This window comes from Burkholderia sp. 9779_493, from assembly GCF_015712215.1.
In the GTDB taxonomy this organism is placed as follows: Bacteria; Pseudomonadota; Gammaproteobacteria; order Burkholderiales; family Burkholderiaceae; genus Burkholderia; species Burkholderia cenocepacia.
On the sequence record NZ_JACCQA010000013.1, the window covers coordinates 167,419 to 189,728 of the forward strand.

General features: G+C 71.6%; 11 protein-coding genes. 10 read left to right on the top strand and 1 reads right to left on the bottom strand.

The window, feature by feature from the left end:
- Positions 1 to 144: 144 nt before the first annotated feature.
- The 10 genes from H0X95_RS15940 (at position 145) to H0X95_RS15985 (ending at position 20,972) form a co-directional block, all read left to right on the top strand.
- The gene (locus H0X95_RS15940) at positions 145 to 1,086 is read left to right on the top strand and encodes a helix-turn-helix transcriptional regulator (protein ID WP_046338026.1); all 942 of its coding nucleotides are present in this window, start codon (positions 145 to 147) and stop codon (positions 1,084 to 1,086) included.
- A gap of 123 nt (positions 1,087 to 1,209) precedes the next feature.
- Positions 1,210 to 5,583, top strand: a complete 4,374-nt coding sequence (locus H0X95_RS15945) for a non-ribosomal peptide synthetase (protein ID WP_196446110.1) — start codon at positions 1,210 to 1,212, stop codon at positions 5,581 to 5,583.
- Positions 5,580 to 11,066: a non-ribosomal peptide synthetase gene (locus H0X95_RS15950; RefSeq protein ID WP_059721900.1), complete on the top strand. Its 5,487-nt coding sequence runs from the start codon at positions 5,580 to 5,582 to the stop codon at positions 11,064 to 11,066. Before H0X95_RS15945 ends, H0X95_RS15950 begins: the two co-directional genes overlap by 4 nt.
- Positions 11,063 to 12,115: a Gfo/Idh/MocA family oxidoreductase gene (locus H0X95_RS15955; RefSeq protein WP_059721902.1), complete on the top strand. Its 1,053-nt coding sequence runs from the start codon at positions 11,063 to 11,065 to the stop codon at positions 12,113 to 12,115. Before H0X95_RS15950 ends, H0X95_RS15955 begins: the two co-directional genes overlap by 4 nt.
- Positions 12,112 to 13,833: an ABC transporter ATP-binding protein gene (locus H0X95_RS15960; protein WP_196446111.1), complete on the top strand. Its 1,722-nt coding sequence runs from the start codon at positions 12,112 to 12,114 to the stop codon at positions 13,831 to 13,833. Before H0X95_RS15955 ends, H0X95_RS15960 begins: the two co-directional genes overlap by 4 nt.
- A complete protein-coding gene (locus tag H0X95_RS15965; protein WP_059722061.1) occupies positions 13,833 to 15,596 on the top strand; it encodes an ABC transporter ATP-binding protein in 1,764 nt (587 codons plus the stop codon). Before H0X95_RS15960 ends, H0X95_RS15965 begins: the two co-directional genes overlap by 1 nt.
- Before the next feature lie 146 nt (positions 15,597 to 15,742).
- Complete coding sequence (locus tag H0X95_RS15970; protein ID WP_059721905.1) at positions 15,743 to 17,926, top strand: TonB-dependent siderophore receptor; 2,184 nt, start codon at positions 15,743 to 15,745, stop codon at positions 17,924 to 17,926.
- On the top strand, positions 17,926 to 18,189 hold the full coding sequence (locus H0X95_RS15975) for a hypothetical protein (protein ID WP_006486734.1): 264 nt from the start codon (positions 17,926 to 17,928) through the stop codon (positions 18,187 to 18,189). Before H0X95_RS15970 ends, H0X95_RS15975 begins: the two co-directional genes overlap by 1 nt.
- A 1-nt stretch (position 18,190) precedes the next feature.
- Positions 18,191 to 19,702, top strand: a complete 1,512-nt coding sequence (locus H0X95_RS15980; RefSeq protein ID WP_059721907.1) for a PepSY-associated TM helix domain-containing protein — start codon at positions 18,191 to 18,193, stop codon at positions 19,700 to 19,702.
- Between the two features lie 22 nt (positions 19,703 to 19,724).
- A complete protein-coding gene (locus H0X95_RS15985; protein WP_196446112.1) occupies positions 19,725 to 20,972 on the top strand; it encodes a RhtX/FptX family siderophore transporter in 1,248 nt (415 codons plus the stop codon).
- Positions 20,973 to 21,043: 71 nt separating this feature from the next.
- On the opposite strand, the gene H0X95_RS15990 is transcribed toward H0X95_RS15985, so the two are convergent.
- Entirely contained in the window at positions 21,044 to 22,285 is a 1,242-nt protein-coding gene (locus tag H0X95_RS15990) for an MFS transporter (protein ID WP_059721908.1), read from the bottom strand.
- Between the last annotated feature and the right edge of the window lie 25 nt (positions 22,286 to 22,310).

Here is a 22,310-nt window from a genome sequence, read left to right on the forward strand (position 1 = left end):
GATAGCGCCGTTTCTTTCGATATCGCGGCAATTTCGTTCGATCGGGCGCCGGTCGCGCGGCACCCGCCCGGTCCGGCCGGACAATCGGCCGGTTGCCGCCGGCGCGCGCCGGTCCGCGCGTGCCGCCTAACCAACGGACCTCCGATGAGATCGACCTCCTTCGCTTCGTCACGACGTCACCCGCCGGTGCTCGTGCCCGGCAATCATCCGGGTGTGGTGCACATCGACACGGGCATGAAACTCATGAGCGGCACGCTGTGCTCGGATAGCCGCGACTGGTACGAGGAGCCGCTCGAAAAAGGGCTGAAGCTCGTCCTCGTGCAGAGCGGGCAGTTGCGCTGCCGCGTGCCGGGCCAGCCCGAGCAATGCATCAAGGGGCCGGGCCTGTGCGTGATCGCCAACGACGGCGAATTCACGACCCACCAGATCTACGACCGCGACGTGCCGCTGCGCTACACGATCGTGCAGCTCGGCCTCGACGCGCTCGACCGCAACCTGAGCCTGCTGCCGGAGAAGATGCTCGCGCCGACGGGCGGCGATCCGCGCATCGTCAGTTGCCCGGCGTCGAAGGCGCTGCAGGCGCTCGCCGTGCAGATCGCCACCTGCCCGTTCGAGGGCGCGGTGCGCGAGTACTACCTGAAGGCGAAGGCGTTCGAGCTGACCGCGCTGAGCGCGCAGTTGCTGGCCACGCAGCGGCAGTCCGCGCCGGCCGACGTGCGGGTCACGTCGTCGGATGTCGAGCGCGTGTATGCGGCGAGCGACATCCTGACGCGCGAGCTCCAGCACCCGCCGACGCTCGATGCGCTCGCGGGCCGCGTCGGGATGAATTCGCGCAAGCTGACGGCCGGCTTCCGCAAGGTGTTCGGCACGAGCGTGTACGCGTATCTGCAGGAATACCGGCTGCGGACCGCGCACGCGATGCTGTGCGCGGAGGATGCGAACGTGTCGACCGTCGCGTACCGCGTCGGCTACAGCCCCGCGCATTTTTCGATCGCGTTCCGCAAGCGCTACGGCATTTCGCCGAGCGATATTCGCGTGTCGCCCAACGCAATGGATCATGAGGAATTGACGGGCGCGGCGATCTAAAACAACTGACCGGCCGCCTAAAGGAATCGACCGGGCTCATGGGTGTTAATGAGATAGATTCTCATTCGCAGGTGGCCGCCGCCGCGCGGACCCGCCGTCGAACGACCCATACAAGGCGTGCCCATGAGCCAGACCGTTGTCGATTCCACTACCGACCATTCCGATCCTTCCTGTTGTTCTCCCACTGACTGTCGCGCGCGGCTCGTTGCGCTGATCGCCGAGCTGCTCGACGAAGCCGTCGACGAGATCGCGTCGCTCGACGATGACGAGGACCTGCTGAGCTGCGGCCTCGATTCGATCCGGTTGATGTATCTGCAGACGCGCTTGAACCGGCTCGGCCATGCGCTGACCTTCGACGCGCTCGCGCGTACGCCGACGCTCGGCGCGTGGACCGCGTTGCTCGCGACTGCGCCGCGTATCGCGCGGGCGGAAGCCGTCGTCGCTGCCGAAGCCGTCGACGTGCACGCGCCGTTCGAGTTGTCGGCGGTGCAGCAGGCGTACTGGCTCGGCCGCGGCGACGGCGAGGTGCTCGGCAACGTGAGTTGCCACGCGTTTCTCGAATTCCGCAGCCGCGCGATCGATCCGGTTCGGCTGGACACCGCGTGCCGGCGCGTGCGCGAGCGTCATCCGATGCTGCGCGCGCGCTTCGACGGCGGCCGCCAGCAGATCGTCGCGGCGCCGGACGCGCCGGTGTTCGCGCACGCGGACTGGCGCGACCGGACGGCGGCCGAAGCGGAAGCCGAATGGGCGTCGCTGCGCGCATTCCGCTCGCACGAATGTCTCGACGTCGAGCACGCGCAAGTGTTCATGATGGGGCTCGCGCAGATGCCCGGCGGCGAGGATCGCGTGTGGCTGAGCGTCGACCTGCTCGCGGCCGACGTGGACAGCGTGCGGCTGCTGATGCAGGAGATCGGCGTCGCCTATGCCGAGCCGTCGGCGCTGCCGGCTGCGCCGTCGACGTGGTTCCCGGCCTGGCTCGCGCGTCGCGCGGCCGATACGCGCGATGCGCGGGCCGCGGCGCGCGACGCATGGCAGGCGCGGCTCGCGACGCTGCCGGAAGGGCCGGCGCTGCCGCTCGCCCGTGCGCCGGAAACGATCCGTGCGCCGCGTTTCAGCCGCGTCGCGCATACGCTGAGCACGGACGAGTTGACGCGCCTGCAGGCGCGGGCCGCGCAGCATGGCGTCACGTTGTCGTCGGTGTTCGGTGCGGCATTCGCGGCGGTGCTCGCGCGCTGGAGCGGCCGGCAGGCGTTCCTGCTCAACGTGCCGCTGTTCGACCGGCACGGCGATGCGCCCGATCTGGGCCGCGTGATCGCCGATTTCACGACGCTGTTGCTCGTCGAATGCGACGTGCACGCCGATGCGAGCGCGGCCGACACGGTGCGCGCGTTCCAGCAGCGGCTGCACGGTGCGATCGCGCAGGCCGCGTATCCGGCGCTCGACGTGCTGCGCGATGCGCGTCGGCAGGGCACGCCGCGCGCGGCGCCGGTCGTGTTCTCGTGCAATCTCGGCGACGAGCCGTTCGTGCCCGCTGCGTTCGCGCAGGTGTTCGGCGATCTGCACGACATGATTTCGCAGACGCCGCAGGTATGGCTCGATCATCAGCTCTATCGCGTGCCGGGCGGCGCGCTGCTTGCGTGGGACAGCGTCGACGGCCTGTTCCCGGACGGGATGATCGACGTGATGTTCGGCGCGTATGTCGCGTTCGTGCAGGCGCTGTGCGATCGCGACTGGCGGCTGCCGATCGCGGTCGAGTTGCCGTCCGCGCAGCGGCGCGTGCGCGATGCGCTCAACGCGTTGCCGGCCCCCGGCCGTGCGCGCACGCTGCATCACGATTTCTTCGCGCTGGCCGCACGCGAGCCGGCCGCCGTCGCCGTGCGATGCGGCGATCGCGCGGTGACGCGCGGCGAACTGGCCGCGCAGGCGCTCGCGATCGCGGGCGGGTTGCGCGCGGCCGGGATCGGGCACGGCGATGCCGTCGAGATCAGCTTGCCGCGCGGGCCCGAGCAGGTCGCGGCCGTATTCGGCGTGCTGGCGGCCGGCGCGTGCTACGTGCCGCTCGACATCGCGCAGCCGGTCGCGCGCAAGGCGCTGATCGAGCGCGCGGCGGGCGTGAAGGCCGCGATCGTCGACACCGCCTGCGCGGACGGGCCGCTGCCGCATGTCGGCATCGCCGCGCTGCTGCGGCATGCGCCGCTGGCCGCGCCGCTCGAGGTCGCGCCGCGGGCGACGGCTTACGTGATCTACACGTCCGGTTCGACGGGCGTGCCGAAGGGCGTCGAGATGACGCACGCGGCGGCCGTCAACACGATCGATGCGATCGATGCGCTGCTCGGCGTGCGCGCGGACGACCGGCTGCTGGCGGTGTCGGCGCTCGATTTCGATCTGTCGGTGTACGACCTGTTCGGCGCGCTGGGCGCCGGTGCGCAGCTCGTGCTGCCGACGCAGGACGAAGCGCGCGATGCGGCACGCTGGATCGAACTGATCGCGCAGCACCGCGTGACGCTGTGGAACTCGGCGCCCGCGCTGCTGGAAATGGCGCTGGCCGTGCCGGCGGCGCGCGACGCGTGCCGCAGCGTGCGCGCGGCGCTGCTGTCCGGCGACTGGATCGCGCTCGACCTGCCGGCGCGCCTGCGCGAGCGCTGCGGCGACGCCTGTGCGTTCCACGCGCTCGGCGGCGCGACCGAGGCCGGCATCTGGTCGAACGTGCAGACGGTGCGCGACGTGCCGCCGCACTGGCGTTCGATTCCGTACGGCCGGCCGTTGCCGGGGCAGGCGTATCGCGTCGTCGATGGCGACGGACGCGATGTGCCCGATTACGTGCCGGGCGAATTGCTGATCGGTGGCGACAGTCTCGCGCGCGGCTACCGGAACGATCCCGAGCTGACCGCGCAGCGTTTCGTGCAGCACGCGTCGGGCCGCTGGTATCGCACCGGCGACCGCGGCCGCTACTGGCCGGACGGGACGCTCGAATTCCTCGGCCGCGAGGATCGACAGGTGAAGGTGCGCGGGCACCGGATCGAACTCGGCGAGATCGAGGCGGCGCTCGCCGCGCATCCGTTGATCGACGGCGCATGTGCGAGCGTCGTCCACGGCGAGGCCGCGCGCATCGTCGCGGCATTCGTGCCGGCCGACTGCGCGGCGGCGGACACCGCGTCATCGTTGCTCGCGGCAGTCGACATGGTCGACACGATGCCGGCGGAAACGGCCGTCGCGCACGCCGTCGCCGCCCGGCTGCTCGACGGCGACGCGGGGCTGCCGCCGCCGCTGCTCGCGCACTGGCGCGCAAAGGACGCCGCATCGATCCCGATCGACGACGCGCTCGACCGGCTCGCCTGGCAGGCAACCGATCTCGACGCTCTGACGGCCGCGCTGCGCGCGCTCGCCGCCGATCCGGAGACCGCCGCGCAACGCGTGCCGCTGGACCCGTGCGTGGCGCCGCTCGCGTTCGCGACGCGCTTGCCGGACGGCGTTCGTGCGCTGCGCGAGTTCGCCGCCGCGCTGGACGCGCAGGCCGCGGCGCACACGGGTGCGCTGCGCATCGCGGTGCTCGATGCGCGCGCGGGCCAGGCGCTCGATGCGGGGCTCGGCGTGCTCGACGATCCGCGCTTCGACGTCACGCTGTTCGACGTGTCGCCGGGCCTGCTGCACAACGCGCAGGCACGCTTCACGCGAACGCTGCCCGCATTGCAGACGATGCAGGACGGCTTGCTGCCCGCACGTCATCTCGGCGCATTCGATTGCGTGATCAGTTTCGCGGCCGCGCACCTGCGCGACGATCCGCGCGACACGTTCCGGATCGCGGCCGCGCTGCTCGCGCGGGACGGCCGCCTGCTGCTCGCCGACGTGCTGCGCGATTCGCCGCTGCGTGAACTCGTCGCGAGCGTCGCGGGCGATACGTCGCCGCCGCGGCCGTTCCCCGACGACGCGCTCGCGGCGGCCGCCCACGCGTGCGGCTTTGCGCTCGATGCGCGCAGCTGGCGCTCGACGGCGTTCGCCTGCCTCGACGCGCGCCGGGTCGGCGAGCCGATCGCGCAGGCGGCGCTGGCCGACTGGTTGCGCGACCGCTTGCCCGACGCGATGCGTCCCGATGCGCTGTGGTGCGTGCCGCGCTGGCCGCTCAACGCGAACGGCAAGATCGATCGCCGGACAGTCGGGGAGGCGCTCGCGCGCGCACTCGGCGACGCGCCGGCCGCGCACGACGCATTCGTGCCGGCCGGCGAGCAGCACGCGATATTGCTCGCCTGCTGGGAGCAGGCACTCGGCCGCGCGGCGAACGCGCGCGACGCGACGTTCTTCGCGCTCGGCGGCGACAGCCTGCTCGCGACGCGCCTGCTCGCGCAACTGCGCGAGCGGCTCGGCGTGCGGATCGGGATGGCCGCGTTCTACCGGCAGCCGACACTCGCCGGTCTCGCGGCGCAGCTCGACGAACTGACGCCGGCGGCGCCGGCCGACGGCGACGCAGCGGTCGCGACGATCGAGGAGGGCGTGCTGTGAGTTTCGACGACGTGCTCGACCTCTGCCGCGAACGGCGGATCGAACTGTGGTGCGACGACGGCGGCCAGTTGCGCTATCGCGCGCCGGCCGGCGCGCTCGATGCGGATCTCGCCGCGCGCATCAAGGCCGAACGCGATGCGTTCGTCCGCTTCCTTCGGAACGGCGCATGGCGCGACGATCCGGCGCACCGGCACGAACGGTTCGCGCTGACGCCGGTGCAGGCCGCGTATGTGCTCGGTCGCCACGAATCGTTCGAGTTCGGCGGCAGCGCATGCCACCTGTACGTCGAATACGACGAACCGCAGGATCTCGACTGCGTGCGCTTCGAAGCCGCGTGGAATGCGTGCGTCGCGCGCCATCCGATGCTGCGCGCGATCGTCGAGGACAACGCATGGCAACGCGTGCTGCCCGACGTGCCGTGGCAGCCGCTCACCGTGCACGACCTGCGCGAGGCCGACGCGAACGCCTTCGACGCGCACCTGAGCCGCGTGCGCGAGCGCCTCGACCATGCGGTGCATGCGCTCGACCGCTGGCCGGTGCTGCAGCCGGAAGTGAGCCTCGGCCAGGAGGCCGCGGTGCTGCACCTGTCCGTGGATTTCACGCTGATCGACTACGCGAGCCTGCAATTGCTGCTCGCCGAATGGCGGCGCCGTTACGACGATCCGCAATGGCAGCCCGCGCCGCTCGACGCGACGTTTCGCGACTATGTGCTGCATGAAGCGCAGGCCGGCACGCGTGCCGATCATGCGCGCGACAAGGCATGGTGGCTCGCTCGACTCGACGAGTTGCCCGCGCGTCCCGATCTGCCGGTCGTGCCCGCGAGGCGCACCGACGGGCGGCCGCGCTTCACGCATCGGCATGCGCGGCTCGATCGCGCGCAATGGGCCGCGCTGAGCGGCCAGGCGAGCCGTTTCGGGCTGAGCGCGGCGAGCGTCGCGCTGGCCGCGTTCGCCGAGGTCGTCGGCCGCTGGAGCCAGACGCCGGCGTTCTGCCTGAACCTGACGGTGCTGAACCGTCCGCCCGTGCATCCGCGCATCGATGCGGTGCTCGGCGATTTCACCGCGCTGAGCCTGCTCGCCGTCGACGCGACGCACGGGCGCGATTTCGTCGAGCGTGCCCGCACGATCGGCGCGCGGATGTTCGACGATCTCGACCATCGCGCGTTCACCGGCGTCGACGTGATGCGCGAACTCGCACGGCGGCGCGGCAAGGATGCGGCGCTGATGCCGGTGGTGTTCACGAGCGGGATCGGCAGTGTCGAGCGCCTGCTCGGCGAGCACGCGGGGCACGCGGCGCGCGCCGCGCCGCCGCGCACCATGATCAGCCAGACGCCGCAGGTGTGGCTCGACTGCCAGGTGACCGACCAGTTCGGCGGGCTGGAAATCGGCTGGGACGTGCGCGACGACCTGTTTCCGGACGGCATGCCGGCCGCGATGTTCGACGCGTATGTCGCGCTGCTGGGTCGTCTGGCCGACGATGCCGCATGGTGGTCGCGTGAGGGTGACATCGTGCTGCCGTCCGCGGCGCCCGTCGCCGACGTGCATCCGGATGCCGATACGCATATCGCGGCCGGTTTCGCCGCGCAGGCGCTGCGCACGCCCGATGCGCCGGTCGTGATCGATGCGCGGGGGCCGCGCACGTACCGCGAGGTCGCGCAACAGGCGGCGGCGCTGCGTACCGCGCTCGAACAGGCGGGCGTCGGCGTGGGCGATACCGTCGCCGTACTGATGCCGAAGTGCGCGCACCAGCTCGCGGCCGTGCTCGCGATCGTCCAGGCGGGCGCCGCGTACGTGCCGGTCGACAGCCGCCAGCCGGCGCTGCGGCAGCAGGCCATTCTGCGCAATGCGCGGGTACGCGCGGTCGTCAGCGTGCAGGCGCTCGCATTCGACCATGATGGTTGCGCGCGCATCGATATCGATGCGGTGCCGATCGATCCGCAATGGCCGCCGCGCGCCGCATGCGACATCGCTCCCGATGCATTGGCTTACGTGATCTATACGTCGGGCTCCACCGGCGAGCCGAAGGGCGTGATGCTGAGCCACGCGGCGGTGTGCAACACGCTCGCCGACATCAGCGCGCGGCATGCGGTCGGCGCGGGCGACGTGGTGCTGGGTCTGGCCGAACTGAGCTTCGACCTGTCCGTCTACGATTTTTTCGGGGCGACCGCGCGCGGCGCGTGCATCTTGCTGCCCGATCCGGCGCGCGGCAACGATCCGTCGCACTGGGCCGAACTGATGGCGCGCCATCGCGTGACGCTGTGGAATTCGGTGCCCGCACAGGGGCAGATGCTGATCGACTACCTCGAAGGCGAACCGGCGCTCGACGTGCCAGGCCCGCGCCGCGTGCTGTGGTCGGGCGACTGGATTCCGGTGACGCTGCCGGCCCGCTGGTGGCGTCGCTGGCCCGACAGCGCGCTGTTCAGCCTCGGCGGCGCGACCGAAGCGTCGATCTGGTCGATCGAACATCCGATCCGTCCGGAAGATACGCAGCTCGCGAGCATTCCGTACGGCCGCGCGCTGACCGGGCAGACGATGGAAGTGCTCGACGCACTCGGCCGGCCGTGCCCGCCGGGCGTGCGCGGCGAGATCCATATCGGCGGCGTCGGGCTTGCGACGGGCTACGCGAACGATCCCGTGCGGACGGACGAGCGTTTCATTCGTCATCCGGACGGGCGCAGGCTTTATCGCACCGGCGATCTCGGGCGCGTGCGCGCCGACGGCTCGCTCGAATTCCTCGGGCGGCAGGACGATCAGGTGAAGATTCGCGGCTACCGGATCGAGCTCGCCGAGATCGATGCGGCGCTGACCGCGCATCCGCTCGTCGGCGCGGCGGCCACGATCGTGCTCGGCGAGGGCGCGGAGCGCCGGCTTGCGAGCTTCGTGTCGCTGCAGGGCGCGGAAGCGCCCCCGCCGGCGCAGGACGACGCGCTGCACGAGATTGCAACGCACGTGCGCACGGCGTTCGACGCCGCGCGCTGGCCCGCGCAGGCGGACGTGTCGCGTTCGGTTGCGCAGCTCGACGCAGCGTGCGTGGCGTCGCTCGCCGCGTGGATCGTGCCGGCCGGCGGCTTGACGACCGACGCTTCGACCGGTTTCGCGACATTGTGCGAGCGGTTGCGTGTGCCGGCGGCACGACGCCATTTGCTGCGCCACTGGCTCGCGATGCTCGTCGCGCACGGCGTGCTGGAGGCGGATGCCGAAGACGGCTGGCGCATGCGGCCGGACGCGAGCCTGGCCGACGCGCATGCATGCTGGGACGCATTCGCGCAGCACGCATCGCCCGCGCTGTGGCCGGCCGTCCTCGTCGATTACTTCCGCGCCAGCGCCGGATGCCTCGACGCGCAGATCGACGGCCGCGTATCGCCGGCCGGCCTGATGTTCCCGGAAGGGGCTTCGCATATCGCCGAAGCGATGTACAGCGACGGCGAACACGCCCGCGCGCTGCATTGCGGGATGGCGCAGGCCGTGCACGCCGTCGTCGCACGCGAACCGCGGCGCGCGTGGCGCATCCTCGAAATCGGCGCCGGCACGGCCGCCGCGACGCGGGCGATCGTCGAGGCGCTCGCGCCGCTGGTGGAAGCCGGGACGCGCATCGATTACCTGTTCAGCGACGTGTCGAGCTACTTCCTCGCGGCCGCGCGCGAGCGTTTCGCTGCGTATCCGTGGATGCGCTTCGTACGTTTCGACATGAATGCGGCGTGCGACGCGCAGGGCATTGCGCCGCATTCGGTCGACATGACGATCAGCTCCGGCGCGCTGAACAATGCGCGCGACACGGTCGCGCTGATTGCCGGCTTGCGCGCACTGTCGGCGCCCGACGCGTGGTGGGTGATCCAGGAACTGACGGCCGAGCATCCGGAAATCAGCATCAGCCAGGGGCTGATGATGGAGACGCCGGACGATGCGCGGGCCGCATCGGCGCGGTTGTTCGTGCCGCATGCGCAGTGGCTCGACTGGCTGCAGGCGGAAGCGGGCGATCGCGGGCTCGGGTGCGTCGCGCCCGACACGCCGCTCGCCGCGCTCGGCTACGACATCCTGCTCGCCCACGTGAAGCGCGGCGCGGCGCGCATCGCGCCGGATACGCTGCTGGCGTTCGTGGCCGAGCGTGTGCCGGGCTACATGGTGCCGTCGCAACTGCGCGTGCTCGAACGTTTGCCGGTGACCGCGAACGGCAAGATCGACCGCCGTACGCTGGCCGGCATCGCCGATATCCGCGAGCCGGCGCCGGCCGTGGTGCGAGCGGTGCCCGCACCCGCAGCCGATCCGTTGCTGGCGCGGCTGATCGGCTTGTGGGAGACCGTGCTCGATACGCGCAACGTCTCGCCGGATCAGGACTTCTTCGCCGCGGGCGGCGATTCGCTGCTGATCGCGCAACTCGTGTCGCGGCTGCGCGGCGAGGAACCGCTCGCGCACGCGCATCCGTTCGACCGGCTGTTGCGCTGGGTGCTCGCGCAGCCGACGCCCGCCGCGTTCGCGCAATGCCTGCGCGACGCGGGCGAACAGCCGGCGAGCGCGACGCCGGCGGCCGCGCCCGCCGCGTCGCGCACGGCGCATGCGTCGGCGGTCGTCCATGCGCCGGCGCCGCGCGTGCGCACCGGCGTGCGGCCGATTCCGCTCGCGCCCGGCGACGGCGTGCCGCGCGTGATCGTGCACGAAGGGCTCGGCACCGTGCATGCGTATCGTCCGGTGCTTCCCGCGCTCGCGCGGCTCGGCCCGGTGCTCGGCTTCGCGGTGCGCGACGCGCAGGATTATCTCGACCTGCCGGCGCGTCACCTGAACGCGACGCTGGGCCGGCGTTACGCGGATGCGCTGTGGCGCAGCGGCGTGCGCGAGGTCGACGTGCTCGGCTATTGCTCGGGCGGGCTGGTCGCGCTCGAAATGGCGAAGTCGCTGGTGCAGCTCGGCGTCGCGGTGCGCACGCTCGACATCGTGTCGAGCTACCGGATTCCGTACCTGATCGAGGATGAACGGCTCGTGCTGTTCAACTTCGCGGCGACGCTCGGGCTGCCGCTCGACGCACTCGGGTTTCCGGAAACGTACGTGCTGGCCGACGCGCTCGCCGACGCATTGAAGGCCGACCCCACGCGGCTCGCGCCGGGCAGCCTGCAGGCGCAGCTCGAGATCTTCGGCGATCGCTGCGAGCCGCTCGACGTGCTGCGCGGCCGCGTGTTGCGCGCGGCGGCCGGCCTGTCGATGCAGGACGCGGTCGCGCATCCGCTGCTCGACGAGCGCGAGCGGCTCTACCGGCTCTTCATGCATTCGGTGCAGGCGTGCCACTGGGCCGGCGATGCGCCGTATGCGGGCACGCTGCGGCTGTTCGTGCCGGAGCGCTGCAATCCGCTGATTCCGCAGCAGCGCGCGGCGCTCACGGACTACTGGACGGCGCAGGCGCTCGGCGGCATCACGGCCGTCGATATCCCCGGCGGTCATTTCGACTGCCTGAACGGCGCGTTCGTCGATACCCGCCTGAAGGAGGCACGATGAAGGTCCATCCGCTGCCGGTCGTCGTGGCCGGCTCCCGTTTCGGTCAGTTCTATGCGGCGGGCCTCGCGGCGTCCGGTTCGTATCACGTCGCCGGCATCCTCGGCCAGGGCAGCGCGCGCACGGCCGCATTGGCCGCGCGCGTCGGGGCGCCGGTGTTCGACCGCGTCGACGCGTTGCCGGACGACGTGCGCATCGCGTGCGTCGCCGTCGGCGGCGCAGCCCGCGGCGCGGAGGGCGCCGCGCTGGCCTGCCGGCTGCTCGAACGCGGGATCGACGTCGTGATCGAGCATCCGCTGCTGCCCGACGAATGGGCCGGCGTGCTGCGTACCGCGTCGCGCCAGGGCCGCCGTTGCCTGCTCAACAGCTTCTATCCGAACCTGCCGGTCGTCGCGCGCTTCATCGCGGTCGCGCGGCGGCTGCGCGAGACGAGCGCGCCGGTGCATGCGGACGTGGTGTGCTCGGTGCAGGCGAGCTACGCGGCGCTCGACGTGCTCGCGGCCGCGTTGCAGGGCGTCGGGCCGTGGTCGGTCGAACCGATCGGGCCGGCGTTGTCGTCGATGCGCGAATGCGCGATGGTGCTCGCCGAAACGCCGGTGTCGCTGCGCGTGCACAACGAGATGGCGGCGGCCGACGACGGCCGGATGAGCATGCTGTTCGGCATCACGCTGACGACCGACGCCGGCACGTGGACGCTCGCGTCGCCGCACGGCCCGCTGTGGTGGGCGCCCGCGCTGCGCGAGCCGGCGCAGGACGAGGACGGCCTGTTCCCGATCTTCGGCGAGCCGGCCGGCGACGACCTGCCGAGCCTCCAGATCTGCGACGACGCGCAGGACACGTGGGGCGAGATTCATGCGCGCAGCTGGCCGCAGGCGGCCGTGCGCGCCGTCGATCGCCTCGTGTCCGGCGAAGGGCTGCACGCGTGCAACCAGCGCAGCATCGACGTGGCGCGCGTGTGGCAGCAGTTGACCGCGCAACTCGGTTTTCCGGCGCAGCCGCCGGGCGATGCGCGCGCCGCGACGCTCGGCATGCTGCTGGAGCGTGCTGCATGAAGGGGCCGTTGCTTTCGATGTTGCGACCGTTCGCGGTGCCGCTCGTCGCGGCGGTGGCGTTGCAGGCGCTGGCCGGCATCGCGTCGCTCGTGCCGTGGCTCGCGCTCGCGCATCTCGCCGACGCATGGCGCGCGAGCGCGCAGCTCGAAACGGCGGCGCGCGGCTGGCTCGTCGCGGCCGTGGCGGCCGGTGCGTTCTGGCTGGCCGGCCAGACGGTCGCGCTGCACCTGACGCACCGCGTCGACGCCGATCTCGGCGATCGCCTGCGCAAGCGCCTCGCCGATCATCTGCAGCGTTTGCCGCTCGGCTGGTTCGCGCGCGCGGGCAGCGACCGCGTCGCGCGCCACGTCGACCAGGACGTGCGCGCGCTGCACCAGCTCGTCGCGCATGCGCCGGCCGATCTCACGCAGCTCGTGGTCGTGCCGTGCGCGGCGCTCGCGTGCCTGCTTTACCTGAATCCCGCGCTGCTCGCGTTCGCGCTCGTGCCGCTCGTCGCCGGCGCGGCGCTGTTCCGCTGGATGCGCTCGGCACGCTTCGCGCCGGCCTTCGCCGCACGCAACGCGGCGCTCGAACGGTTGATGGGCGACTACGCGCAGCTCGCGCAGAACCCGGCGCTGGTGCGGCAGTATCCGGGCGCCGGCATCGAGGCGGCCGCGCTCGCGTCGAGCGGGCAGTTCTCGCGGGCGTTCTCGGCGTGGGTCGGCCGCATCGGCGGCCTCGGCGCGTGCACGCAGGTGCTGCTCGGCACGCCGTTGCTGCTCGCGTGGGTCGTGTTCGGCGCGACGTGGCTGACGGCCGGACAGTTGCCGGTCGGCACGCTGTGCGCGTTCGCGCTGCTGATCTGGGCGGTCGCGGCGCCGGTGCGTGCGCTCGGTCATGGCGCCGATGCGCTGCGCGACGCGCGCGCGGCCGCCGCGCGGCTCGATGCGTTGCTTGCGCAGCCCGGCCTGCAGGAACCCGCCGACGGCGCGGCACAGGCGCCGCGCGATGCGTCGATCGAACTGCGCGGCGTGCAGGTCGACATCGACGGCGAGCCGATCCTGCGCGACATCGACGCGACGCTCGCGGCCGGCACGACCACCGCGATCGTCGGGCCGTCCGGCGCGGGCAAGAGCACGCTGCTGATGCTGCTCGCGCGCTTCATGGACCCGGATCGCGGCACGGTGCGGCTCGGCGGCGCCGATCTGCGATTGGTCAGTTCGCAGACGCGCCGCGAACAGATCGCGATGGTGTTCCAGCAGGCGAGCGCGCTCGACGTGTCGATTGCCGCGAACATCGCGCTTTATCGACCCGACGCCGATCGCGACGCGATTCGCGCCGCCGCGCGCGCGGCGTGTCTCGACGCACGCATCGACGCATTGCCGGGCGGTTACGACTGCGTATGCGGGCGCGACGTGCGCCTGTCCGGCGGCGAACTGCAGCGGCTGTCGATCGCGCGTGCGCTGCTGTCGCGTGCGCCGTTGCTGCTGCTCGACGAACCGGCGTCGGCGCTCGATCCGCAAACCGGGCGCGCGTTGCGCAACGCGCTGCGCGCCGACACGCGTACCCGTGTGATCGTCAGCCACGATCTCGACGCGATCCGGCACGCGGACCAGATTCTCGTGATGGAACGCGGCCGCATCGTCGAACGCGGCACGCATGCGGCGCTGCTGGCCGCGGGTGGGCTGTATGCGCGGCTCTGGCGCGAACGCGGCGCCGCAGGCGGGGAGGCCGCATGATGACGAAATCGCTCAAACGTTTGCAGTGCCTGCCGCGCGACACGCGCCGCGCGCTGTGGCGCGGGCTGGGCTGGGCGGTGGCCGCCGCGTTGCTCGACGGCGCGTGCGGGCTGCTGCTCGTGCCGTTGATCCGCGCATGGTTCGCCGGCGCGCATACGGCCGCGCTGCACTGGACGATCGTGCTCGGCGCGCTGACGCTGGGCCATGCGCTCGTGCTGTACGTCGCGCAACGCGGCGGCTATCGCGCGGGCGGCGCGCTGGCCGTGGGCCTCGTCGAACGCCTCGTGCAACACCTGCCGCGCATCGCGTCGTGGCAGACCGTGCGCGACAGTCATCCGGACGGGTTGCTGCGCGGGCCGGTGATGCAGGCGATGGGGATTCCCGCGCACCTGCTCGGGCCGTTGATCGGCGTGGTCGTCACGCCGCTCGCGGTGGTCGCGGGCCTTGCATGGATCGACTGGCGCATCGCGCTGTGCCTCGCGGCGGCGGCCGTGCTGCTGTTCGCGCTGCTGCAGCGCGGCGGCGCCCGCACGCTCGGGTTCGAACAGGCGCGCGCCGCGGGCGATCGCGAGATGGCCGTGCAGCTTCAGACCTTCGCCGCGCATCAGGGGCTGCTGCGCTTCGCGGGCCAGGACGGCGAAGCACGCGCGGCGTTGCAGCGCGCGTGCGACGAACAGCATCGCCGCACGCGGGCGCTGATGCGGCGCTCGCTGCCGATCGAGCTCGGATTCGCGGCCGCGGTGCAGGGCGTGTTCGTCGCGATGCTGATCGGCGGCGCGTGGGCCGTCGCGGCTGGCCGACTCGACGCGGCGACGGCCGTCGCGGTGCTCGTGCTGCTCGTGCGCTTCATCGAGCCGCTCGCGCAACTCACGCAGCTCGATCAGGCGCTGCGCGGCGGCTGGCGCGCGCTCGACACGGTGCTCGCGGTGCTGCACGCGCCGCGCTTCGACAGCCCCGAGCGCGGCACGCCGGTACACGACGCGAGCGTCGACGCGCTGCGCGTCGGCTATCGGTCGGCCGGCGGCGCGACGCTGCTCGACGGGATCGACCTGCACTGTCCGGCGGGCGGCTTCGTCGCGATCGTCGGCCCCACGGGCGCGGGCAAGAGCACGCTGCTCGGCCTGCTCGCGCGGCTCGACGATCCGTGCGCCGGGCGCGTGCTGCTCGGCCGCGCCGACGTGCGGCACCTGAGCGAGGCGACGCTCGCCGCGACGCGCAACCTCGTGTTCCAGGACAACGGGCTGTTTCGCGGCAGCCTCGCGTGGAACGTGCGGATGGGGCGACCGGACGCGACCGATGCCGAGCTGCGCGCCGCGCTGGACGCGGTCGGCCTGCTGCGCGACGCCGAGCGCCTGCCGGACGGTCTCGACACCGACGTGGGGCCGGGCGGGCAGGTGCTGTCGGGCGGGCAGCGCCAGCGGGCGTGCCTGGCGCGTGCGCTGCTCGCGCGGGCGCCGGTGCTGATGTTCGACGAGCCGACCGCGAGCCTCGACGAACTGAGCGCGCGGCGCGTGCGCGACAGTCTCGTCGCGCTGCGCGGGCAGCGCACGCGCATCGTCGTCACGCACCAGCCGGCGCTGGCGGCGGCCGCCGACACGATCGTCGTGCTCGACGCGGGCCGCGTGCGGGCGACCGGCACGCACGCGCAACTGATCGAGACCGATGCGTGGTACGCGACGTTCGCCCGCGCCGGACGTCCGCCCGACGGGGCGCCGCCCGCCGGCGCGGACGCGGAATTCCGCCCGGCCGAATCCGAACAGTGACGTGAACAATACGGGCCGCCGTGCCCGGAATCGATAGGAAAAGCCCCTCGATCGAAAAATCGCCTGCCGGTTCTAATTGATAATGAGAATGATTATCAAATACGGGGGCGTGAATGCGGTACGAGGTACGGGAACCTGAGAGATCGATGATGCAGGGCGCGCGCGTCGCCCGTTTCGGGCGCTGGCGTCCGTCGCTGTACCTCGGCCTGCTGATCGCCGCGCATCCGGCGGCGGCGTTCGCCGATGCGGCGCCGGCGGGCGGCGCGGAAGTCCGCAAGGAAGAGGCGGCCGCCGCGCAGCCTGCCGGGGGCGAGTTGAAGGCGATTGCGGTGAATGCGTCGCGCAGCGTGGCCGACGATCCGTCGGTGGCGACGGTCGGCAAGATGCCGCTCGCGTTGCGCGAGATTCCGCAGTCGGTCAGCGTGACGACGCGCGAGCGGATCGACCAGCAGAACCTGTTCTCGCTCGACGAGGTGATGCAGCAGTCGGCCGGCGTGACGGTCCAGCCTTACGTGCTGCTCACCACCGCGTACTTCGTGCGCGGCTTCAAGGTCGATTCGTTCGAATTCGACGGCGTGCCGGTCGTGATCGGCGACATGGCGAGCGCGCCGCAGGACATCTCGGTGTACGAGCGCGTGGAAATCCTGCGCGGCGCGAACGGGCTGCTGCACGGCTCCGGCAATCCGGCCGCGACCGTCAACCTCGTGCGCAAGCGCCCGCAATACCAGTTTTCCGCGCATGCGACCGCAAGCGTCGGCAGCTGGGACCGCTATCGCGCGGAAGCCGACATCGGCGGCCCGCTCAATGCGGCCGGCACCGTGCGCAGCCGGCTCGTCGCCGCGTACGAGGATCGCCACTTCTTCTACGACCATGCGAAGCAGGACACGCGTTCGATCTACAGCGTCACGGAAGTCGACGTGACGCGCGACACGCTGCTCACGTTCGGCGCGCAGTACCAGACCACGTCGTCGGTGCCCGACATGTCCGGCGTGCCGATGGCGCGCGACGGGTCGAGCCTCGGCCTGTCGCGCTCGACGTTCCTCGACACCGCGTGGGGCCGCTTCAACTGGGACACGACGCGTGCGTTCGCGTCGGTCGAGCAGAAGCTCGGCGCCGGCTGGAAAGCAAAGGTCAGCGGCGAATACCAGAGCGTGCGCTCGGACCTGAAGTACGCGGGTTCGTTCGGCGCGATCGATCCGGCGACGGGCGCCGGCGGCCGGCTGACCGGCGCCGCGTACCAGTTCAGCAGCTACAGCCGCAGCCTCGATGCGAACGTGCAGGGCCCCGTGCATGCGTTCGGGCTCACGCACGACCTGCTGTTCGGCGTCACCTACGCGAACAGCAGCAGCGGGCAGATGACGGCGCCGCTGCTCGGCGACGTGGCCGGCACGCCGGTGAACGTGTATCGCTGGAACCCGAGCAGCGTGCCCGAGCCCGGCATCGGGCCGTACCAGCAATCGCAGCAGAACGACATTTCGCAGAAGGGCGTCTACGGGCTCGGCCGCATCAAGCTCGCGGAACCGCTGACGCTCGTGCTCGGCGGCCGGATGAGCTGGTGGAACCAGGACAGCCTCGGCGCGCACTACAACACCGGCCACCAGTTCACGCCATACGGCGGGCTGATCTGGGATTTCGCGCGCGACTGGTCGTGGTACGCGAGCTATGCGGAGGTGTTCCAGCCGCAGACCAAGTCGATGTGGGGCGGCGGCATCCTGACGCCGGTGAAGGGGCGCACCTACGAAACGGGCGTGAAGGGCGAACTGGCGGGCGGCAAGCTCAACGTGTCGCTCGCGGCGTTCCGCATCGATCTCGACAACAACCCGCAGGTCGACCTCGCGCATCCGTGCGCGGGGCCGAGCTGCTACTACGTGAACGGCGGCAGCGTGCGCAGCCAGGGTTTCGAGTTCGAGGCGAACGGCCGCATCACGCCGTGGTGGAGCGTGTGGGCGAGCTACACGTACGACACGATGCGCTATGCGGACAACCTCGCGAACGCGGGCACGTTCGCGCCGCTGCTGAATCCGCGCCACCTGTTCCGGCTGTGGACCAACTACGACCTGCCGTGGCAGGAGCGGCGCTGGAGCATCGGCGGCGGCGTGCAGGTGCAGAGCAGCTACTCGGCGCAGGCGAACGGCGTCACGATGAGCCAGGGCGGCTACGCACTCGCGAGCGTGCGGCTCGGCTACCGCTACGACAAGCACTGGAGCGCCGCGCTCAACGTCAACAACCTGTTCGACCGCCACTACTACCTGAGCCTGAGCCAGCCGGGCTGGAACAACCGTTACGGGGAACCGCGCAACGTGATGCTGACCGTGCGCGGGCAATTCTGATGGCGTCCGGCTGGGGGGCGCGGGCGGCGATCGCGATCGGCGGCGTGCTGCCGGGTGCGGTCGCGCTCGCGCTCACGCTGGCCCGTCATTACCCCGACGACGGCCTGAACCGGCTCTATGCGGCCGTGTTGCTGACGCTCGCCGCGAGCGTCGCCGCGCTGCTGTGGGTGCTCGTCGCGCCCGGCTGGCGGCAGGCCGCGTGGCGCGCGGGTGTGTGGCTCGCGGTGCTCGTGCCGTGCGCGATGTTCTGGGGAGGGCGCTGACATGGATGCTTCGTCGCGTTCGCGCTGGCGCGCGCTGCATCGCGGCGCCGGTGCGCTGTTCGGCGTGGTGCTGTTCGTCGTGCTGTTCAGCGGCGCCTGGAGTCTCGCATTCGATTCGATGCAGGGCTGGTGGCGGCCGCCGGCGGTGGCCGTCGCGCGGCCGACGTTGTCGCTCGATGCGCTCGTCACGCGCGCGGCGTCGCTCGGGGTGGCGTTGCGCGACGCGCGCATCGTGCTGCCGCGGCCGGACGATCCGGCCATCCGTTTCTGCGACGCGCGCCAGACATGCACGCTCGCGCTCGATCCGGCAACCGGCGCGCCGCTGCCCGACGCAGGGCGGGCGACCTTGATCGTCACGCTGCATAAGACGCTGTTCGCCGGCTTCCCCGGTCGCATCTTCGTCAGCCTGTGGGGCATCGTGCTGCTCGTGCTCGTCGTCGCGGGCATCGTCGTGCATCGCAAGCGCTGGCCCGATGCGGCGCGCATCCGGCGCGGCCACGGCTTGCGCGTCGCGCTGTTCGACCTGCACGCATGGATCGGCCTGTGGGGCACGCCGTGGCTCGTGCTGTTTGCGTTCACCGGCGCGTTGTCGGGGCTCGGCGCGCTCGGCACGGTGTCGCTCGCGGGCGTCGCGTATCCGGGGCAGCCGCAGCGTGCGTTCGCCGAACTGCTGGGCGGGCCGCCGCCCGTGGAAGCCGGCGGCCCGTGGCGACATGCGCCCGATCTCGATGCGCTGCTGCGGCGCGACGCGGTGCGCAGGCCGGATTTCCGGCCCGAAGCCGTCGTGCTGCATCGCTGGGGCGATGTGAATGCGCGCGTCGAGATTGCCGGCACGACCGCGGGCCTGCCGAGCACCGCCGTGTTCGAACGCCACCTGTACCGTGCGACGGACGGGCAATGGCTCGCCGATGCGACGTCGCGCGGCCGCGGCTTCTGGCTGCGCGCGTTCATCGCGGTGCAGCCGCTGCATTTCGCGCAATACGGCTGGGTGGGGGCGGCCGGTGATGGGCTGCGCGTGCTGCATTTCCTGATGGGGCTCGCCGCGTGTGCGTTGTGCGCGACGGGGCTGCATCTGTGGATCGAGCGGCTGCGCGCGCAGCGCGATCGCTCGGCGGACGTGCTGGGCGCCGCCGCGGTCGGCGTGTGCGGCGGGCTCGTGCTCGCGGGCGGCGCGCTGCTGTTCGCCGGCCGTGCGCTGCCCGACGGCATGCACGTCGACCATGCGCTCGCGATGCTGTTCTGGGCCGTGTGGGGCGGCGCGATCGCGCTCGCGGCCTGCGTCGCCGATCGCGCGGCATGGCTGCGCGTGCTGATGCGTGCGGCCGGCATCGCGTACGGGCTGGCCGGCGCGACCCATTGCGCGCTCGCGCTGCGGGGCGCGGGCCAGCCCGTGTACTGGCCGATCGACGTGGCGCTCGTCGTCTTCGGCGCATTGCTGCTGCGTGCGGCGCGCCGTCCGCGGCGCGACGCGATGCAGCCTGCGCGCGTGCCGGCCGGCGCCGAACCTTTTTAACCTCATGCAACTGGAGACTTCGATGCGCGACCTGCTCGAACATCGCCACCTGGTCATCACGATCACGCTGCTTTACCTGTCACAGGGAATCCCGATCGGCATCGCGATGGACGCGATGCCGACGCTGCTGCGCCACGACGGCGCGCCGCTTCACGCGCTCGCGTTCCTGCCGCTCGTCGGGCTGCCGTGGGTCGTGAAATTCCTGTGGGCGCCCGTCGTCGACAACCGCTGGTTGCCCCGCATCGGCCGGCGGCGCAGCTGGATGCTGCCGATGCAGACGATCGTCGTGCTGTGCCTGGTCAGCCTCGCGCAGATCGGGATGACCGTCGCGACGGCCGGCTGGGCGGTCGGGCTGCTGGCCGTCGCGTCGCTCGCGAGCGCGACGCAGGACATCGCGAACGACGGGATGGCCGCCGAGCATTTCAGCGGCGACACGCTCGCGAAGATCAACGCGATCCAGATCGCGGGCGTGATGATCGGCTTCTTCGGCGGCGGCGCCGGCACGTTGACGCTGATCGGCCTGTTCGGCCAGCCCGCCGCGTTTCTCGCGCTGGCCGCCGTCCCGCTCGCGAGCCTCGTCTGCGTGCTGTGGGTGCTGCCGCGCGACGCGGATCGCGCGCGCGTCCGGCCCGAACACGATGCGAGCCTCGTGCGTTTCGCGAAGCGGCCGCGTTCGTGGTCGCTGCTGTTGCTCGCATTGCTGTCGGCGATGACCGCCGTATCGGGCTTCGGCCTGTCGAAGCTGTTCCTCAACGACGCGGGCTGGTCGCTCGACGCGATCGGCAAACTCGGGATGGCGGGCGGCGTCGTGACGGTCGTGCTCGGTTGCGGCGGCGGCGCGTGGCTCGTGAGGGCGCTCGGGCTGTGGCGCGCGTTTACGGCCGGCGTGAGTTGCGCGGGCGCGGCCGCGCTGCTGTGGTTCGCGCAGGCGAACGGGTGGCTGCCGGTGTCGCCGTCGTGGGCGTGGCTGTGCACGGTGCTCGGCTCGTTGGCGACCGGCATCACGTCCGTGTCGATCATGACGGCCGGCATGCGTTTCGCCGGCGGCAGCGATCAGGCCGGCACCGACGTGACGGCCGTGCAGAGCACGCGCGATCTCGGCGAGCTGATCGCGTCGTCGACGATCCTGTCGCTGACCGCGAAGGTCGGTTACACGGGCGGGTTTCTCACCGGCGTCGCGCTCGCGGTGCTGGCGGCGCTGATCGCGATGAAGCTGCGGCGGCGCGAGGCGGCGTATGCGGTGAAGGGGGACGATGCGCTGGTGTCGTGACGGCTGCGCGGCCGGCGCGCGATGCAGGCTGCGCATCGCGCCGCGTCGGGTCACGCGTAGCTAAGCGTGGCTCAAGCGCGGCTCAACCGCCGCGCCGCCAGCAATGCGATGACGAGCAGCACTGCGACGTACGCGGCGACGCTCGTCCACGCGCCGCGTTGCCAGAACGCGCCGCCGACCGAGCCGAGCACGCTCGACCCGACGTAGTAGGCGAGCAGATACAGCGAAGCCGCATGCCCCTTCGCGGCGCCCGCGAGCGCGCCGACCCAGCCGCTCGCGACCGAGTGGGCGACGAAGAAGCCGATCGTCACGAGCACGATGCCGACGACGATCGCGGCGAGCGAGTGCGACAGCGTCAGCGCGAGGCCCGCCGCGAACACGACGATGCCGCTGACGAGGACCGGCGCCCGCCCGAGACGATCGGCGAGCGCGCCGGCGCTCGACGACGACACCATCCCGAACAGGTACGCGCCGAAGATCAGCCCGCATGCGGTCGGGCTCAGGTTGAACGGCGCGGCCATGAGCCGGAACCCGGCGTAGTTGTAGATCGTCACGAACGCGCCCATCACGAGGAAGCCGATCGCGAATACGAACGGCAGGCGCGCGTGCTGCAATTGCGCGTGCCACAGCCGCAGGTGGTGACGCAGCGTCAGGTCGGTGCGCTTCACGAAGCGTCGCGACGGCGGCAGCAGCATCACGAACGCGATCGCCGCGAGCAGGTCGACGACGCCGATCGACAGCATCGCGGTTCGCCACGAGAAGTGCTCTTCGAGCGCGCTCATCCCGATCCGCCCGATCATGCCGCCGAACGCGGTCCCGCCGACGTAGAGCCCCATCGAGAAGCCGAGGCCGTCCGCCGCGATTTCTTCCGCGAGATACGCCATTGCCACCGCCGGCACGCCGCCCAGCGCGAAGCCTTCGAGCGCACGCCAGACCAGCAGCAGGTGCCAGTTCGGCGACCACGCGGCGAGCAGGTTGAACAGCGCGGCCAGCGTCATCGACGCGAACATCAGCCCGCGCCGCCCGACGCGTTCGGACAGCGCGCCGGCGCACAGGATCGACACCGCGAGCATCCCGGTCGACAGCGACAGCGAGAGCGAACTCGACGCCGCGCCGACGTTGAACTCGCGGGCGAACGCGGGCAGCAGCGGCTGCACGCAGTACAGCAGCGAGAAAGTGGAAAAGCCGGCGAGGAACAGCGCGAACGCGATGCGCTTGTACGCGGCCGAGCGCGGGGACACACCGGCCGGCAGCGCATCGGGTGCGGTGTTCTGCGTGCCGGGCAGGGAACGGGAAATCGAAGCGGAGGACATGAAGGCACTCGTTGTGCGACGGAAT

Coding starts and splice junctions, on each gene's coding strand:
- H0X95_RS15965 (WP_059722061.1), top strand. CDS start 13,833: ATGACGAAATCGCTCAAACGTTTGCAGTGCCTGCCGCGCGACACGCGC.
- H0X95_RS15940 (WP_046338026.1), top strand. CDS start 145: ATGAGATCGACCTCCTTCGCTTCGTCACGACGTCACCCGCCGGTGCTC.
- H0X95_RS15970 (WP_059721905.1), top strand. CDS start 15,743: ATGATGCAGGGCGCGCGCGTCGCCCGTTTCGGGCGCTGGCGTCCGTCG.
- H0X95_RS15960 (WP_196446111.1), top strand. CDS start 12,112: ATGAAGGGGCCGTTGCTTTCGATGTTGCGACCGTTCGCGGTGCCGCTC.
- H0X95_RS15945 (WP_196446110.1), top strand. CDS start 1,210: ATGAGCCAGACCGTTGTCGATTCCACTACCGACCATTCCGATCCTTCC.
- H0X95_RS15985 (WP_196446112.1), top strand. CDS start 19,725: ATGCGCGACCTGCTCGAACATCGCCACCTGGTCATCACGATCACGCTG.
- H0X95_RS15990 (WP_059721908.1), bottom strand. CDS start 22,285: ATGTCCTCCGCTTCGATTTCCCGTTCCCTGCCCGGCACGCAGAACACC.
- H0X95_RS15975 (WP_006486734.1), top strand. CDS start 17,926: ATGGCGTCCGGCTGGGGGGCGCGGGCGGCGATCGCGATCGGCGGCGTG.
- H0X95_RS15980 (WP_059721907.1), top strand. CDS start 18,191: ATGGATGCTTCGTCGCGTTCGCGCTGGCGCGCGCTGCATCGCGGCGCC.
- H0X95_RS15955 (WP_059721902.1), top strand. CDS start 11,063: ATGAAGGTCCATCCGCTGCCGGTCGTCGTGGCCGGCTCCCGTTTCGGT.